Annotated in this window: 18 protein-coding genes; 14 read left to right on the top strand and 4 right to left on the bottom strand. The window is 36.5% G+C overall.

The genetic code is table 11. From position 1 onward, the window contains the following. The first annotated feature begins 71 nt into the window (after positions 1-71). The 5 genes from AC1M36_RS05560 to trxA all read left to right on the top strand — a co-directional run bounded on the left by AC1M36_RS05560 (position 72) and on the right by trxA (position 4,020). Positions 72-659 carry a TetR/AcrR family transcriptional regulator gene (locus AC1M36_RS05560; RefSeq protein WP_431613198.1) on the top strand — a complete coding sequence of 196 codons (588 nt, stop codon included), beginning with the start codon at positions 72-74 and terminating at the stop codon, positions 657-659. Positions 660-670: 11 nt separating this feature from the next. Next, on the top strand, positions 671-1,447 hold the full coding sequence (locus AC1M36_RS05565) for an enoyl-CoA hydratase (RefSeq protein WP_336450291.1): 777 nt from the start codon (positions 671-673) through the stop codon (positions 1,445-1,447). Between the two features lie 78 nt (positions 1,448-1,525). Beyond that, positions 1,526-2,299, top strand: a complete 774-nt coding sequence (gene etfB / locus AC1M36_RS05570; protein WP_174098805.1) for an electron transfer flavoprotein subunit beta — start codon at positions 1,526-1,528, stop codon at positions 2,297-2,299. A 36-nt stretch (positions 2,300-2,335) separates the two neighbouring features. Continuing rightward, entirely contained in the window at positions 2,336-3,313 is a 978-nt protein-coding gene (gene etfA / locus AC1M36_RS05575; protein WP_336450290.1) for an electron transfer flavoprotein subunit alpha, read from the top strand. Between the two features lie 392 nt (positions 3,314-3,705). Beyond that, positions 3,706-4,020, top strand: a complete 315-nt coding sequence (gene trxA / locus AC1M36_RS05580) for a thioredoxin (RefSeq protein WP_097898333.1) — start codon at positions 3,706-3,708, stop codon at positions 4,018-4,020. Between the two features lie 45 nt (positions 4,021-4,065). On the opposite strand, the gene AC1M36_RS05585 is transcribed toward trxA, so the two are convergent. Continuing rightward, a complete protein-coding gene (locus AC1M36_RS05585; protein ID WP_336450627.1) occupies positions 4,066-4,311 on the bottom strand; it encodes a cytoplasmic protein in 246 nt (81 codons plus the stop codon). Positions 4,312-4,615: 304 nt separating this feature from the next. On the opposite strand from AC1M36_RS05585, the gene uvrC reads away from it, so the two are divergent. Next, on the top strand, positions 4,616-6,400 hold the full coding sequence (gene uvrC / locus AC1M36_RS05590; protein WP_336450289.1) for an excinuclease ABC subunit UvrC: 1,785 nt from the start codon (positions 4,616-4,618) through the stop codon (positions 6,398-6,400). Between the two features lie 306 nt (positions 6,401-6,706). Here uvrC and AC1M36_RS05595 read toward each other — a convergent pair whose 3' ends face one another. Beyond that, positions 6,707-7,156 carry a YslB family protein gene (locus AC1M36_RS05595; protein ID WP_017150595.1) on the bottom strand — a complete coding sequence of 150 codons (450 nt, stop codon included), beginning with the start codon at positions 7,154-7,156 and terminating at the stop codon, positions 6,707-6,709. Between the two features lie 311 nt (positions 7,157-7,467). On the opposite strand from AC1M36_RS05595, the gene sdhC reads away from it, so the two are divergent. The 5 genes from sdhC to AC1M36_RS05620 all read left to right on the top strand — a co-directional run bounded on the left by sdhC (position 7,468) and on the right by AC1M36_RS05620 (position 11,801). Continuing rightward, positions 7,468-8,094, top strand: coding sequence for a succinate dehydrogenase cytochrome B558 (gene sdhC / locus AC1M36_RS05600; protein WP_336450288.1), 627 nt, complete (start codon positions 7,468-7,470; stop codon positions 8,092-8,094). Between the two features lie 13 nt (positions 8,095-8,107). Beyond that, positions 8,108-9,901: a succinate dehydrogenase flavoprotein subunit gene (sdhA, locus tag AC1M36_RS05605; protein WP_336450287.1), complete on the top strand. Its 1,794-nt coding sequence runs from the start codon at positions 8,108-8,110 to the stop codon at positions 9,899-9,901. Beyond that, positions 9,894-10,655, top strand: coding sequence for a succinate dehydrogenase iron-sulfur subunit (sdhB, locus tag AC1M36_RS05610; RefSeq protein ID WP_016116528.1), 762 nt, complete (start codon positions 9,894-9,896; stop codon positions 10,653-10,655). Before sdhA ends, sdhB begins: the two co-directional genes overlap by 8 nt. 342 nt (positions 10,656-10,997) lie before the next feature. Next, the gene (locus AC1M36_RS05615) at positions 10,998-11,444 is read left to right on the top strand and encodes an acyl-CoA thioesterase (protein WP_336450286.1); all 447 of its coding nucleotides are present in this window, start codon (positions 10,998-11,000) and stop codon (positions 11,442-11,444) included. Positions 11,445-11,501: 57 nt separating this feature from the next. Continuing rightward, positions 11,502-11,801, top strand: coding sequence for a hypothetical protein (locus AC1M36_RS05620; protein WP_336450285.1), 300 nt, complete (start codon positions 11,502-11,504; stop codon positions 11,799-11,801). A 106-nt stretch (positions 11,802-11,907) separates the two neighbouring features. On the opposite strand, the gene AC1M36_RS05625 is transcribed toward AC1M36_RS05620, so the two are convergent. Both AC1M36_RS05625 and AC1M36_RS05630 read right to left on the bottom strand, forming a co-directional pair. Continuing rightward, on the bottom strand, positions 11,908-12,687 hold the full coding sequence (locus AC1M36_RS05625) for a M15 family metallopeptidase (RefSeq protein WP_479845640.1): 780 nt from the start codon (positions 12,685-12,687) through the stop codon (positions 11,908-11,910). A 231-nt stretch (positions 12,688-12,918) separates the two neighbouring features. After that, positions 12,919-13,746, bottom strand: a complete 828-nt coding sequence (locus tag AC1M36_RS05630) for a 5'-nucleotidase, lipoprotein e(P4) family (protein ID WP_336450283.1) — start codon at positions 13,744-13,746, stop codon at positions 12,919-12,921. Positions 13,747-14,117: 371 nt separating this feature from the next. Between AC1M36_RS05630 and AC1M36_RS05635 the strand changes: the two genes are divergently transcribed. The 3 genes from AC1M36_RS05635 to AC1M36_RS05645 all read left to right on the top strand — a co-directional run bounded on the left by AC1M36_RS05635 (position 14,118) and on the right by AC1M36_RS05645 (position 16,773). Then, positions 14,118-15,002, top strand: coding sequence for an ABC transporter ATP-binding protein (locus AC1M36_RS05635; RefSeq protein ID WP_336450282.1), 885 nt, complete (start codon positions 14,118-14,120; stop codon positions 15,000-15,002). 2 nt (positions 15,003-15,004) lie between these two features. Further along, positions 15,005-16,225 (top strand): ABC transporter permease, encoded by a 1,221-nt coding sequence (locus AC1M36_RS05640; protein WP_336450281.1) that lies wholly within the window; start codon positions 15,005-15,007, stop codon positions 16,223-16,225. 116 nt (positions 16,226-16,341) lie between these two features. Then, positions 16,342-16,773, top strand: a complete 432-nt coding sequence (locus AC1M36_RS05645; protein WP_000512994.1) for an Rrf2 family transcriptional regulator — start codon at positions 16,342-16,344, stop codon at positions 16,771-16,773. Positions 16,774-16,829: the final 56 nt, after the last annotated feature.

The following is a 16,829-nucleotide window of genomic DNA, read 5'->3' on the forward strand; positions in this document are numbered from 1 at the left end:
TTTAAAATAGTCAGTATTATTGGATTATGAATGATTATTCATTCAGTCATCTTCTTGAAGGGGACAGTAAAGTGAAAAAAAATCGACCAAAATATAACCAAATTATTGATGCGGCGGTTATTGTGATTGCAGAAAATGGATACCATCAAGCGCAGGTTTCTAAAATTGCGAAGCAAGCTGGCGTTGCTGATGGAACTATTTATTTATATTTTAAAAATAAAGAAGATATACTTATATCCTTATTCCAAGAGAAGATGGGAGAATTTATCGAAACAATTCGTCAAAAAACAGCAGGAATTGAAAGCGCTGTAGCGAAGTTATTTATGTTGGTAGAAACGCACTTCTTGCTGTTGTCGCAAAATGATCCTCTTGCTATCGTTACTCAACTAGAGCTTCGGCAATCCAACCAAGACCTGCGCTTCAAAATAAATGAAGTGTTAAAAGGATATTTACAAGTCATTGATGAAATTTTGGAAACAGGTGTAAGACAAGGAGAATTCAGGGCGGATTTAAATGTTCGCGTAGCAAGACAAATGATCTTCGGAACAGTAGATGAAGTTGTGACCAATTGGGTAATGAGCGATCATAAATATGATTTGGTCGCACTTTCAAAAACGGTACATGGGCTGCTTGTTTCAGCTTGTGGTTATCGTCAATAATGGGAGGGATCATGTTGAAATTCCTATCTGTAACAGTAGAAGACCATATCGCGGTGGCGACATTAAATCATCCGCCAGCTAATGCTATGTCTTCACAAGTTATGCATGACGTTACTGAGTTAATTGATCAAGTCGAAAAGGATGAAAATGTCCGCGTTGTTGTTCTTCATGGCGAAGGACGCTTCTTCTCAGCAGGAGCAGATATTAAAGAGTTTACTTCTGTTGAGGAAGCGAAACAAGCGACAGAGTTAGCACAGCTTGGACAAGTTACGTTTGAGCGTGTAGAAAAGTGTTCAAAACCAGTTATTGCGGCAATTCATGGAGCGGCACTTGGTGGTGGCCTTGAATTCGCTATGTCTTGCCACATGCGCTTTGTAACTGAAAGTGCAAAGCTTGGTTTACCAGAGTTAACGCTTGGATTGATTCCTGGCTTTGCAGGTACACAGCGTTTGCCACGCTACGTTGGTAAAGCGAAGGCTTGTGAAATGATGTTAACAAGTGCACCGATTACAGGGGCACAAGCGTTAGAATGGGGACTTGTTAATGATGTATTCCCTGAAGAGTCGCTTTTAGAGGATACTCTTCAAATTGCAAAACAAATTGCTAGTAAAAGCCCAGCGACAACTCGTGCTGTATTAGAGTTATTACAAACAACAAAATCATCTCATTATTATGAAGGTGTGCAGCGTGAGGCGCAAATATTTGGGGAAGTGTTTACGAGTGAAGATGGAAGAGAAGGTGTAGCGGCATTTTTAGAAAAACGCAAACCTTCATTTAGTGGTAGGTAGTTCGAATTATTTTTTAATATAAATTAACAGAATATTAAAATTGATGGAATCTTTCTGAAAAACAAGGGGGTAAATGGAATGAACATCTACGTACTCATGAAACGAACATTTGATACAGAAGAGAAAATCGCAATTAAAAACGGTGCAATTTATGATGGCGAAGCGGAATTCATCATCAACCCTTACGATGAATATGCGATTGAAGAAGCAATTCAAGTAAGAGACGCACAAGGCGGTGAAATTACAGTTGTAACAGTCGGCGGTGTAGACAGTGAAAAAGAACTTCGCACTGCGCTAGCGATGGGCTGTGATAAAGCGGTATTAATTAATATTGAAGATGATGTTGAGAATGGTGACCAATTTACAACAGCGAAAGTGCTTGTTGAGTACTTAAAAGATAAAGAAGCAGACTTAATTTTAGCTGGAAACGTAGCGATTGATGGCGCGTCTGGACAAGTTGGACCTCGTGTAGCTGAAGCGCTAAATATTCCATATGTAACAACAATTACGAAGCTTGAAATTAACGGTACAAGCGTGAAAATTGAGCGCGATGTTGAAGGTGATACTGAAGTCATTGAAACATCATTACCGCTTTTAGTAACAGCACAACAAGGGTTAAATGAACCTCGTTATCCATCGCTTCCAGGTATTATGAAAGCGAAGAAAAAACCACTTGAAGAACTAGAATTAGATGATTTAGATTTAGAGGAAGTTGATGTGGAAGCAAAGACAAAAACAATTGAAATCTATTTGCCTCCTAAGAAAGATGCAGGAAAAGTGTTACAAGGCGAGCTGCAAGATCAAGTAAAAGAACTTGTATCGTTGCTCCATACAGAAGCGAAAGTAATCTAATAAAATACGAAATTATATATGCAGGAGGGAAAATCTATGGCTCGTAAAGTATTAGTAATGGGTGAAGTTCGTGACGGATCACTACGCAACGTTTCATTTGAGGCAGTAGCAGCAGCAAAAACAATTGCAGAAGGCGGTGAAGTAGTTGGTCTTCTAGTTGGAGAGAGCGTTGCATCTTTTGCAAATGAATTGATTCATTACGGTGCAGATCGCGTTGTGACAGTTGAAAATGATAAATTAAAATCATATACATCCGATGGCTATGCACAAGCGTTTCTTGGTGTGTATGCTGAGGAAAAGCCTGAAGGAATCGTATTTGGGCACACGGCGCTTGGTAAAGATTTATCGCCAAAGCTAGCTGCAAAACTTGAAGCTGGCCTTGTTTCCGACGTCACTGCATTAGAAGTAGCGGGTGGTAATGTTGTATTTACACGCCCAATTTACTCTGGTAAAGCGTTTGAGAAGAAGATTGTCACAGATGGCATTTTATTTGCGACAGTACGTCCAAATAACATTACGCCACTAGAAAAGGATGAAGCGCGTACAGGTGATGTGTCTTCTATTACAGTTGATGTAAAAGATTTACGTACAATCATTCAAGACGTTGTGCGTAAAACGGCAGAAGGTGTAGATCTTTCAGAAGCGAAAGTTATTATTGCTGGTGGACGCGGCGTGAAAAGTGAAGATGGTTTTAAACCGTTAAAAGAATTAGCAGATGTATTAGGCGGTGCTGTTGGAGCATCACGTGGTGCGTGTGACGCAGAGTATTGCGATTACTCATTACAAATTGGACAAACAGGTAAAGTTGTTACGCCAGACTTATATATTGCATGCGGTATTTCCGGCGCAATTCAACATTTAGCAGGTATGTCTAACTCGAAAGTAATCGTTGCAATTAATAAAGATCCAGAAGCAAGTATCTTCAAAGTAGCTGACTATGGTATTGTGGGCGACTTATTTGAAGTGGTTCCTTTATTAACAGAAGAGTTTAAAAAGTTAAAAGTGCATTCTTAATTTGAGTAACCCTTGAGTTCCAAGTGAAATACCCCTATATATAGAAAAAACGAGAGGTCCCCTGCCTCTCGTTTTTTTACATGTATTTCTATCTGATATATAATTCGCGGCTATGAAAACAAAAGAAGATTTGTACTCATTTTCTCTTGTTGTTTTTACTTGGCGTGGGGCTAAAAAAGGATCTGACCGCTTCTATGCATGGTTGGATACTCTCTTCCATCTAAAAAAGAAAGGTTTTATGTCGTTTTTTTATTTGATATCTATATAGCTTGTATTTTTATATAGTATAAAGGAACCCTTTTTTGTTACAATACATAACGATACATAATATTCGCCACGTATATAACTTAATGATATACTTTTGGTAGAATACACTTGAAGGAGGAAATAAAATGGCAATTGTAAACGCAACTGACCAAAACTTCGCAGCTGAAACTAGCGAAGGTATTGTATTATTAGATTTCTGGGCACCATGGTGTGGACCTTGTAAAATGATCGCTCCTGTATTAGAGGAAATCGATGCAGAATTAGGCGAAAAAGTAAAAGTAGTAAAAGTAGACGTTGATGAAAACCAAGAAACTGCTCGCCAATTTGAAGTAATGAGCATTCCATCTCTTTTCGTATTAAAAGATGGTAAAGTGGTTGACCAAGCGTTAGGCTATAAACCAAAAGAAGCGTTAGTAGAATTAGTTTCTAAACACTTCTAATCGGAAAAGCTGCCGTAGGGCAGCTTTTTATTTTAATTTATCTAATTAAAACCATCTTTGATGCATTTCTTTTAGAAAGCTTTCTGTGACTTTATATCCAGAATTTTCTCCGATAACAGAGTCAATACCACAGTAGGGACAAACTGCTGTATTATCATCATCCCACCATTCATTAATCCTACTTGGGTGAAAAATTTTTAAACAATAAAAACAACCACATATAGTATCCTTCTCCAAGTAAGTTCTATTATGAGAACAGAAACGGTGTGCGTCTTCAAAATATTTTTCTATTTTTATCCTCCTGTTTACGCTGTTCTTTGATTTTCATATTTGAATGAATTTTTTTGTATTTTATGACCCAATCATTTGCATTGTGTATTAGGAAAGTTTAAAAGGAAAAATTCCAAATTCTATCTTGTTAGTTTAACATGAAAATCAATAGTAAAATACGATATGAAAAGATAAAAATATGTATAATATTTTCATTTTTTTGCGCTTTCCGTTACAATTAAAGAACATATGTTGGGGATTTAACGATTGTATGTTTTTGCTTGGAAACAACAATGATAACCATGTAAGAAACGGAGGTTTACGAGTGCACGAGCATTTAAAAGAAAAATTAGCGATTTTACCAGATCAACCAGGTTGTTATTTAATGAAAGACAAACAAGGAACAGTTATATATGTCGGGAAGGCCAAGGTGTTAAAAAATCGTGTGCGCTCGTATTTTACTGGTTCACATGATGGGAAGACACTCCGTCTTGTTGGAGAAATTGTTGATTTTGAATACATTGTTACCTCCTCAAATCTAGAGGCACTTATTTTAGAATTAAATTTAATTAAAAAGTATGACCCTCGATATAACATTAAATTAAAAGATGATAAAACATATCCATTTATTAAAATTACGGCAGAAAAGCAGCCACGGTTACTTATTACAAGAAATGTAAAAAAAGATAAAGGTAAATATTTTGGGCCTTATCCGAATTCACAGTCAGCGCATGAAACGAAAAAGCTACTGGATCGTATGTATCCGCTGCGTAAGTGCACAAACATGCCAGATAAAGTGTGCTTGTATTATCATATGGGGCAATGTCTAGCGCCTTGTGTTAAAGAGGTAACCGATGAACAAAATAAAGAAATCGTTGATGGAATTACAAAATTTTTAAATGGTGGACATAAGGAGATCCGTTCGGAACTTGAAAAGAAAATGTATGAAGCATCCGAGAAATTAGAATTTGAGCGAGCGAAAGAGTTGCGCGATCAAATCGCCCATATGGATGCAATTATGGAAAAACAGAAGATGATTATGAATGATATTGTTGACCGTGATGTATTTGGGTATGCGGTTGATAAAGGCTGGATGTGCGTGCAAGTTTTCTTTGTTCGGAAAGGTAAGTTAATTGAGCGCGATGTCTCTTTGTTTCCAATTTATGATGAGCCTGAAGAAGGATTTTTAACATTTATCGGTCAATTTTATGAACAAAACAACCATTTTAAACCAAAGGAAATTGTAGTGCCAGGAAGTATTGATCCTGAGTTAGTAGAGCGCTTCTTAGAAGTCGATGTAACGCAGCCGAAACGAGGAAAGAAAAAAGACCTCGTTGAATTGGCAAATAAAAATGCGAAAATCGCTTTAGAAGAGAAGTTTTATTTAATTGAACGTGATGAAGAGCGTACAGTTAAAGCTGTTGAAAATTTAGGTAAGCAGCTTGACATTGAAACACCATATCGTATTGAAGCATTTGATAACTCAAATATCCAAGGTACGAATCCAGTTTCCGCCATGATTGTTTTTATTGATGGAAAGCCAGCGAAAAAAGAGTATCGAAAATATAAGATAAAAACGGTTCAAGGGCCGGACGATTATGAATCGATGCGAGAGGTTGTACGTAGGCGTTATACGCGCGCTTTAAAAGAAAACTTGCCACTACCTGATTTAATTGTGATTGATGGAGGGAAAGGACATCTTGCAGCTGCTAGTGATGTGCTTGAAAATGAACTTGGGCTATATATTCCGATGGCTGGACTTGTTAAAGATGATAAGCACCGTACATCGCATTTAATGATCGGTGATCCTCCTGAGCCTGTTATGCTTGAAAGAAATAGCCAAGAGTTTTATTTACTACAGCGTATCCAAGATGAAGTACATCGATTTGCGATTACGTTCCATCGTCAGCTTCACGGGAAATCAATTATTCAATCTGCTTTAGATGGGATTCCTGGAGTTGGAGAGAAGCGAAAAAAAGTATTGTTAAAACACTTTGGATCACTAAAAAAGATGAAAGAAGCCTCGGTGACAGAATTTGTCGAAGCGGGGATGCCGCAAAATGTTGCAGAAACTATTTATTCCTATTTAACAGATAAGAAGACGTTGTAGTTTACAATGTCTTCTATTTTTTGATATAATTTCAGAAGATTAAAAATCATTAGAAGTGAATGAATATACAATATAAATCCATTTTGATTTTTCGACATATAATCTGTGGCTATGAAAACAAAAATAGTTTTCCATTCATTTCTTCTTTTTGTTTTCACACGGCATGGGGAAAAAGGAGCTGACCCCTTCTATGCATGGTCAAATGCTCTCTCCCACTTAAAAAGAAAAGGTTTATGTCGTTTTTAATTGGATTTATATAGAAAAGTCAACTAAACCTATATGTCTAGTTGACTGTTAATGTGGATTCTACACTTCGACAGGATCTTTTACGTCCCATTTTACAAGAAATGTGATAGAATCCGAACGTTTTTTTTGCTCTTCATATGACTCTGCAACAACATTTCGCTGCTTTTGAATTTGCTCTGCAACAAATCCAGTTTCTAATTGGTAAGAAGAATGTCTATTTTGCTTTTGGCGCTCTGTAATGAGCGGGCTTGTTAGCTGAAAATGCATTTCACGGCGTTTATGCTCGATGATGTTCAAACGGCCCCAACCAGCTTTTTCAAAAAAATGAATGACTTCTTCAATCGTCTCTAGCGGATATTTTCGTGCTAAGTTTCTGCCAGCCCAGTATAAGATGTCATCTAGTTCTTTTCCAATTAGGTCAGGTAATACTTCTTCACGCAGCAGTTCATAAGCGAAGGCGTTCAATGAAACATCTTCAAAAGATGCGATATCAATTGTATTTTTGCTCACAATATTCCCCTCTTTCTATAGGAATTATTATATAACATTTCCCATTTATAAAAACAGAACTTTCTTTGGGAAAATCTGAATATAGGGGAAGAAAAAAGGAATTGGCAAATTATATGCAAATTATGTACAAATTATGTATACGTTTTCTTGACGCTTCGACAAAAATAGGAGTAAAATGAACTTGGTATCAAATTATGCTGAAATATTTCGAATAATTTTTTCAGTTTTTCTTATAGCAATAGTGAAAAAACATTATTGTTATAAACTAATCTGAAAGCAGCAGTCAAACATTCAAGGGGGGTAATGGGGACATGAAAGGCCGCGAGTATACGTTTCGCAAGTGGCACTCATTAATGGGAGTCATCCCGGTTGGTGTCTTTTTGACGCAACATTTAGTAGTAAACAATTTTGCAACAAGAGGGGCAGAGGCTTTTAACAAAGCTGCACATTTTATGGAGCTCCTTCCATTCCGGTATGCGCTAGAAATTTTCGTTATCTTTTTACCGATACTGTACCATGCTATATATGGATTATATATTGCATTTACAGCTAAGAACAATGCGACATCTTATAGTTATTTCCGTAACTGGATGTTTGTCTTCCAACGAATCTCAGGTATCGTTACGTTGATTTTCATAGCTTGGCATGTTTGGGAAACTCGTATTCAAGCATTGTTAGGTAAACAGGTAAATTATGACATGATGGCAGATATTTTAAGCAATCCAGCTATGTTTGGCTTCTACTTAGTTGGGGTTGTATCAACAATTTTCCACTTTGCAAATGGACTATGGACATTCTGCATTAGCTGGGGAATTACAGTATCGCCACGTTCACAACGTATCTCTACTTATGTAACATTAGCTATTTTCTTAGGTTTATCTTATGTAGGTGTGAGTGCATTATTAGCGTTCATCGATCCACAGCTAGCAAATCAGTAAGGAGTGGGAGAGCATGAAAGGGAAACTTATAGTAGTCGGCGGTGGCTTAGCCGGCTTAATGGCAACGATTAAGGCAGCAGAAGCAGGAGTAAATGTGGAACTGTTCTCTTTAGTACCAGTAAAACGTTCGCATTCTGTATGTGCACAAGGTGGTATTAACGGTGCCGTAAATACGAAAGGTGAAGGGGATTCTCCATGGATTCACTTTGACGATACAATTTATGGTGGGGACTTCTTAGCGAACCAACCGCCAGTTAAAGCAATGTGTGAAGCAGCACCTGGTATTATTCATTTAATGGACCGCATGGGTGTTATGTTCAATCGTACGGAAGAAGGACTTCTTGACTTCCGACGTTTTGGTGGAACACAACATCACCGTACAGCATTTGCTGGTGCAACAACAGGACAACAGCTATTGTACGCTTTAGATGAGCAAGTGCGTCGTCATGAAGTAGCAGGGCTTGTAACGAAATATGAAGGTTGGGATTTCTTACGCGCTGTTGTGGATGACGAAGGTGTATGCCGCGGAATCGTTGCACAAGACTTACAATCTATGGAGATTAAGAGTTTCCGAGCTGATGCCGTGATTATGGCAACAGGGGGCCCTGGTATCATCTTCGGAAAATCAACAAACTCTATTATCAATACAGGTACGGCAGCATCTGCTGTATATCAACAAGGCGCATATTATGCAAATGGTGAATTCATTCAAATTCATCCAACTGCAATTCCAGGGGACGATAAATTACGTCTAATGAGTGAATCTGCACGTGGTGAAGGTGGACGCGTTTGGACATATAAAGATGGTAAACCATGGTACTTCTTAGAAGAGAAATACCCTGCATACGGAAACCTTGTACCTCGTGATATTGCAACGCGTGAAATCTTTGACGTGTGTGTAGAACAAAAACTAGGTATTAATGGTGAAAACATGGTGTATCTAGATCTTTCTCATAAAGATCCGAAAGAGTTAGATATTAAACTTGGTGGAATCATTGAAATCTATGAAAAATTCACAGGTGATGATCCTCGTAAACTACCGATGAAAATCTTCCCAGCTGTTCACTACTCAATGGGCGGACTATGGGTTGATTATAAGCAAATGACAAGTATTCCAGGATTATTTGCAGCAGGTGAGTGTGATTACTCTATGCACGGTGGTAACCGATTAGGGGCGAACTCATTATTATCAGCGATTTACGGTGGTATGGTAGCGGGACCAAATGCGATTGAATATATGAAAGGTCTTTCAAAATCATCTGATGCTGTTTCATCTGCTTTATATGAGCAAAATGAATTAATCGAAACAGAGAAATTTAACAATATTTTAACGTTAGATGGTAATGAAAATGCATATGTTCTTCATAAAGAGCTTGGAGAATGGATGACAGATAATGTAACAGTAGTTCGTGAAAATAAAAAGTTATTAGAAACAGATGCAAAAATTCAAGAGTTAATGGAGCGTTATAAACGCATTAACATTAACGATACAGCAAAATGGAGTAACCAAGGTGCTTCATTTACACGTCAACTGGCAAATATGTTTGAATTGGCACGTGTTATTACAATTGGTGCATATAACCGTAATGAAAGCCGCGGTGCGCACTATAAACCAGAATTCCCAAATCGTGATGATGCGAACTTCTTAAAAACGACAATGGCGAAGTTTGAGGGAGAAGGAAATGCACCAGCATTCCATTACGAAGACGTTGATATTTCATTAATCAAGCCACGTAAACGTGATTATTCTTCAAAACATGATGTAGCTGCTAAGGGTGAAGAGAAGGGGGATAAACAACATGTCTGAGAAAACAATCCGCCTCATCATTACGAGACAAGATGGACCAGATGCACAATCGTTTGATCAGGAATTTGAAATTCCGTATCGCCCAAATATGAATATTATTTCGGCTCTTATGGAAATTCGTCGTAATCCTGTTGATGCAAAAGGAAACCATACAACTCCTGTTGCATGGGATATGAACTGTTTAGAAGAAGTATGTGGTGCTTGTTCTATGGTGATTAATGGTAAACCACGTCAATCATGTACAGCACTTATCGATAAATTAGAACAACCAGTTCGTATAAAACCGATGAAGACATTCCCGGTTGTACGTGATTTACAAGTTGACCGTAGTCGTATGTTTGATGCGTTAAAACGTGTTAAAGCTTGGGTTCCAATTGATGGTACGTATGATCTAGGACCAGGACCAAGAATGCCAGAGAAAAAACGCCAATGGGCATATGAACTTTCAAAATGTATGACATGTGGTGTTTGCTTAGAGTCATGTCCGAACGTAAATAGTAAATCTGACTTTATCGGACCAGCACCGCTTTCACAAGCTCGTTTGTTTAACTCACATCCAACTGGTGAAATGCATAAAGCAGAGCGCTTACGTGCAATTATGGGTGATGGTGGACTTGCAAACTGTGGTAACTCACAAAACTGCGTGCAATCATGTCCAAAAGGTATTCCATTAACAACATCAATTGCAGCATTAAACCGTGATACAACAATTCAGTCGTTTAAAGATTTCTTTGGTAGCGACAATAACTATTAATAAATATTGCCTCTTCGATTTGAAGAGGCAATATTTATATAGGTTTCTATCATTTGAATTTTTGCTCTATTCTGAAATAAATTGTGTTACTTATTATATAAATACAGATTGAAAAACTGATATAAAATCATTCCTTTTAGGTGGAAGAGGGGATCCATTCATGGCTAGAAGCGGTCAGTGCCTATTTTATAGTCCCATGCCAAGTGAGGACAAAAGGAGAAAGCGAGTGGAGATCTTCTTTTGTTTTCATAGCCGTGACTTAGGTGCTTGAAGATCAAAATGGATATATATGTCGGAAAATTAAAATAAATATATAGGATAAAAGAAAAAGGAGAGAAGAACATGAAGAAGATTTCCTACATTGAAGACTTTGAGAGATGGGAAAAAGGTTTTTCCTTTTATATTCCTGTGAAAGTTCGTTTTTGTGAAACGGATATGTTTGGACACATGAATAATGGTGTTGCTTTTACATATTTTGAAGAGGCACGTATTGAATTTTTTAAAGAGCTTGGTTTTATGCAAGAATGGACACATGAAGCATCCGAAACAATGATCGTTGTTGCTGACTTACAGTGTAACTTTTTGAAGCAGATTTTCTTTGATGAAAACTTAAAAGTTTATGTGAAAGCGGAATCAATTGGAAATTCTTCTTTAGATTTACACTACATGGTGAAGAATGAAGCTGGAGAGATTTGCTTAGTCGGGCGCGGGGCAATGGTGCAAGCGTCCAAGAAAACGGGAAAAGGAGAACCGTGGCTGGAAGAATGGAAGCAAAAGTTACTGCAATAAAGTGAGATATGAATAGGGTAGACGCATATAAAAATAATAATGTTGACGGAGGATCCAATGACCATCTATTATTTTTGTTTTGAGGCTATACCGTGTTCCGATAATCCAGAAAAGAATGACTGTACAGGAGCGTTTATTAATTTTTGGATAGGTTCAAGTGATACGAACGTAGCATTGACTGAAGCAAATCACTACATTGAGAATGAAGGATGGAAAGTAATAAATGTTAAGGAGCAATTTATCGCAGATCGAAAGCAGTACGAGACGGATTATGAATTAAAGGAAGAACTTGAGTGTTTTGATCGAGCCAAAAAGGATGGGATTGCCGCTATCTTTTACACGTGGTCTGAAGAATGATGAAATATAGTATGTTAAGTGGAAAAAAATAAAAGTAGAAAACATATTATATATGGTTAATATGTTTTCTACTTTATTTTTTATATCTGGATAAGAGAGGAGCCTCTTATTTTTTTGCACCCATTGCTTCTTCCAATGTTAAGTGATGTTTATGTAAGTATGTAGCATATGGATTACCGACGTATCTAAGGTGCCACGGTTCATATGAGTATTCTGTTGTATCTGTTTTATCTTCTAAATAGCGAATAACAAAGCCGAATTCATGAGCATGTTTGGCTACCCATTTTCCTTCGTTTGTTTCGCCAAAAATAGGTTCTAACTGATATTTTGCAGATTTAGAGCTAATATCCATTGCAAGGCCTGTTTGATGTTCACTTGTTCCAGGGATTGCGCTTACCGAATCTGCTTCAGCTTGTCCTTGTCTTTTTATGTACATATTATGCAACGATTGTTGTCGTTTATAAGAGCGGTATCCTGATACTGCAGTAAGTTCTAGCCCTTGCTCTTTTGCTGCATGGAACATCTTTTCAAGCGCTGCCGCAGCATCTTTACGAAGTAATGTTTTTTCTTTATCTTTTGGATATGCAAATGGAACGTCTGGTTTTATAAGGCCATCTGGTGTATAGCCATCTGGTAGTTTACGATGTTTATTTACTAATACAAGAGGTGAATCCGGATTTGTAACAAGGGAGAAGTTCTCATCTATTTTTTTTGCTGTATGAGCTGCTTTTGGAAATACAGGAATCTCTTCTTTTGGGTGTTCAATATGTTTCTTTGTTTCGACAGCTTTCGCTTCATTTTGTAGTGGAGATTTAGAGCCGAAGTAAGCGAAGGATGTGATACCGATTACAATCGCAGTGGCAGAAATAATAATTACTTTTTTCATAACGCTGTGTAATCTCAGTCCTTTCATATAGTTTGTCTAACAGTCTTTATTATAAGTCTAGTTATTATAAAAAGAAATATAAGAGTCATAACGTAATAGAATTGCAAAGAAAATGTCAAAAAATGTGTGATTTTGTTGAATTATATATAACGTTCGGATATATATATAATTGGATTTATGGAATTGGGAGAGAAAATAGCAAAAAAGGATGGCCTAGGCCATCCTTTTTTGCTATTTTACTTCAAATGATTTTAAGTTATCACGACGAATTTTATCTTTTTCTGCATCAGATTTTTTGAAGTTGTAATCATATAGTGCACCTTCCCAATCACCATACATTGGGTTAGGGAAAATGATAAATTTTTCGCCAAACTGTTCTTTTGTTTCTTCAACTGTTTGATTGCGATCTTTTACAGATTTTCCATCGAATCCAGTGAAGTCAGATAAGTTGTCACCAAAGAATAGGACAATATCATGCGATTGTGAAACAAGTTCACGGCGCTTTTCTTTCCCTTTTTCTTTCGGATCTTGTAGTAAAATGTGTTCTTTCGTTGCTTGCGGAGCACCAACGCGCTCAAGGTTTTTAATTGTTGCATCTAGTTGGTTTGTTTTGCGATTTGAAATGTAATAAATGTCTACACCTTTAGATTCCGTATATTTTAAGAAGTCAATTGCACCAGGAAGAGCCTCAGCTTCTGCTTTATTGATCCACTCATCCCATTTATAAGGATAGCCCTTTCCTTCTTTCACAGTCATTGCTTGGTGAGGACTGTTATCTAAAACAGTCTCATCTAAATCTAGTACAATTGCTGGCTTTTTGCTTGTACCTTTTGCAAGAGCTGCATCAAGTTTCAATTGTCCAATGTTATACCCTTGATAATACAATGCTTTCGTTTCACCAGCTGTTTGGAACCATAAATCAGCCATGAGTTGCTGGTCTGTTAATTTTACTTTTTCTTCTTTTGCCACAGTTTTCTCTGCTGTTCCTGAACATCCTACAAGTGATGTAGAGAGAACGGCTACAGATAATAATGTGGTAATTCCCCTTTTCATCTTCATATGTATCCTCCTTGATGTAAATAAATCATTTAATATTATATATTAAAATATAATATTTTACGTAATCTTTTTTATGAACTTTTGCATATTGTCCTTTGTATATACAGTAGTATGTCCTATTTAAGTATAATAAGTAAGGAATTAGATGATGATAAATGACAATGTTTTTTGTCATAATGACAATTATAATTGACAAATGCTAGATTTTTATTTACAATTTTAACTAAATGAAACAAATGGTGGATGGATATATGAGGGATCTTAAATTTGATTATAAAAATTAAAAGATTTATATATGTTACAATATTTCTCCTGTATTCAACATACCATTTAGAAGATTGGAAGAATGCTGAAAAAGGGGAGGGCTATATTTGAGCTTACAAATAAAAAACTTAACGAAAATATTTGGAGAATCAAAAGCGGTCAATCAATTGAAAATTTCATTACCAAAAGGTGAAGTGTTAGGACTACTTGGAAGAAATGGTGCAGGAAAAACGACAACGATTAAAATGCTTCTTGGTTTATTAACTCCTAATGAAGGATCCATTACATGGAATGGGAAAGCAATTTCTCAAAGTGGTGTAACAATTGGTTATCTTCCGGAAGAAAGAGGATTATATACGAAAAGTAGAGTGATAGACCAGCTTCGCTATTTTGGTAGATTAGAAGGAATGACAAAAAAAGAAGTAGACCGTGCGATTGATCGATGGTTAGAAAAATTGGCAATCCCGGAATATAAATACAAAACGGCAGGGGAGCTTTCAAAAGGAAATCAGCAAAAAATCCAATTAATTGCTGCACTTATTCACGATCCAGAGCTCCTTATTTTAGATGAGCCGTTTAGCGGACTAGATCCAGTGAATGCTGGTATGTTAGCAAACATTATTGAAGAACAAGTGCAAAGTGGAAAAACAATTATCTTATCTAGCCATCGTATGGAACAAGTAGAAGCGTTTTGCCAACATGTGTGTATTTTGAAAAAAGGGGAAGCGGTTGTAGAAGGAAAACTAAGCGATATTAAGCAAGAATACGGTTTTCGAAATTTAACAATTGAAGATGCGGTGGAAAATGAACAAGCATTACAAGCCTTGCATATTTCGTATGAAAAACAACAAGGACTGCTATATGTGAAAGTCCACGATGATGCAGAAGCTTTAATGATTTTAAAGAAATTGCAGGAACAAGGTATAAGCTTAAGACAATTTAAAATGTTAGAGCCGACGCTAAACGAAATATTTGTAGAAAGGGCGAAATAACAATGCGTAAATTTTCTCATGTATTTTCATTTTATTTTAGAGAATCATTTTTATCTAAAAAATCTTTGATTACGAGTGCTATTTTATTTTTAATTGTGTTTGGGATTGTAGCATTTACCCACTTTACTTCTGATACAGATAAAGGGAAAGATAAAATTGCGGTGGTAACAGAAAGTGCTACATATAAAGTAAAAGAAAGTGATTTAAATAAATTACTTCCTTCAGCAAAAGTAACTGTAGCCTCAAAGGAAGAGTTTGATAAACTGCATAAGAGAGTGGAAGAAGGAGATTTAGACGGTTTATTTCATATCACAGAAAAAAATGGTATTCCAGAAGTTACGTATATGTATAGTGGATTTCCAAGTCAGTCAACTTCTACGCTCATGGCAAGTTATTTGAAGGAGCAATACACAGCTGTAATGATTAAGAAGAATAATGTTTCACCAGAAGTAGCGAAACAATTACAAATAGAAATTCCCATGAAGCAAGAGGCAATAAAAGATCGCGCATCTTCTTTTGGTATCGGTTATGCATTTTCGTTTGCGCTGTATATGTTTATTATCTCATTTGGAAATGCAATTGGGACAACAATTGCATCTGAAAAAGCATCACGTGTTATGGAACTTATGCTTCCAAAAGTAAAACCGCTTACGATGATGTATGCGAAAATTTTAGCTGTTGTAGCTACAGCTTTATTACAAATTGCTGTACTTGCTTGTGGATTTATCATTCCGTATTTATTAGGATGGATTGATTTAGATAATGCTTCAATATTTGGACTTTCTTTAGATTTTTCAACTTTAGATACATTAGTGGTCAGTATGTTTATTATCTACTTTATTACAGGATATTTACTATATGCAATGTTATATGCAGCGGCTGGAGCAGTTGTATCTAAGTTAGAAGATTTACAATCAGTTGCATTGCCGATTACATTTTTAGGTATGGGAGCATTCTTCATTAGTATGAAGTCGCTATTTGATCCAAATAGTACACTTGTTTTAATTAGTTCATATATTCCGTTCTTTACACCGATGGTTACGTTCTCACGCGTTGTAGCTGGGGAAGCAGGAGTGTTAGAGATTAGCGTTACATTAGCAATTTTAGTTGTAACAATTTTAATTATTAATTGGATTGCCAGCCGCATTTTCGTCAATGGTGTGATGAATTACTCTGATAAAGTGAAATTCAAAGATTTAGCTAAATTTATTAAGCGTCAATAATCATGAAAGCATGATTTTCTAAGGGAATCATGCTTTTTCTTTATGTATAAATGAAATATAGTATATAATAATAGGTATCAGCTTTTGATAGAATGAACGTAAAGGAGGGTGTGCAGATGGGAATTAGTAGCCGTTTTACAGTAGGTGTTCATATGTTAACGTTACTTGCGATAGATCGAAACTCTCGCTGTACCTCTGAATGGATTGCCGGTAGTGTGAATACAAATCCAGTTGTGATTCGCCGCATTACAGGAATGTTGAAGAGAGCGGGGCTTGTTGATGTTCAGGCCGGAAAAGGTGGTACATCACTTGCTCGTGATTTAGATGAGATTACATTACTTGATGTATATAAAGCAGTAGAAGTAGTGGAAGAAGGGCATCTATTTTCTTTCCATGAGAATCCTAACATTGAATGTCCAGTAGGAGCGAATATTCAATCGGTATTGGAGATTATATTAATGCAAGCACAAGAAGCGATGGAAAATGTACTTGCAAATGTAACTGTTCAGCAGCTTGTGACAAACTTACAATCGAAAATTCGGAATTAAGAAGCGAGCCTCATATAAAAGGCTCGCTTCTTTCAATCTTAAAAAGATTGAAAATT

It is taken from the genome of Bacillus sp. Medicinal_06 (genome assembly GCF_056711665.1).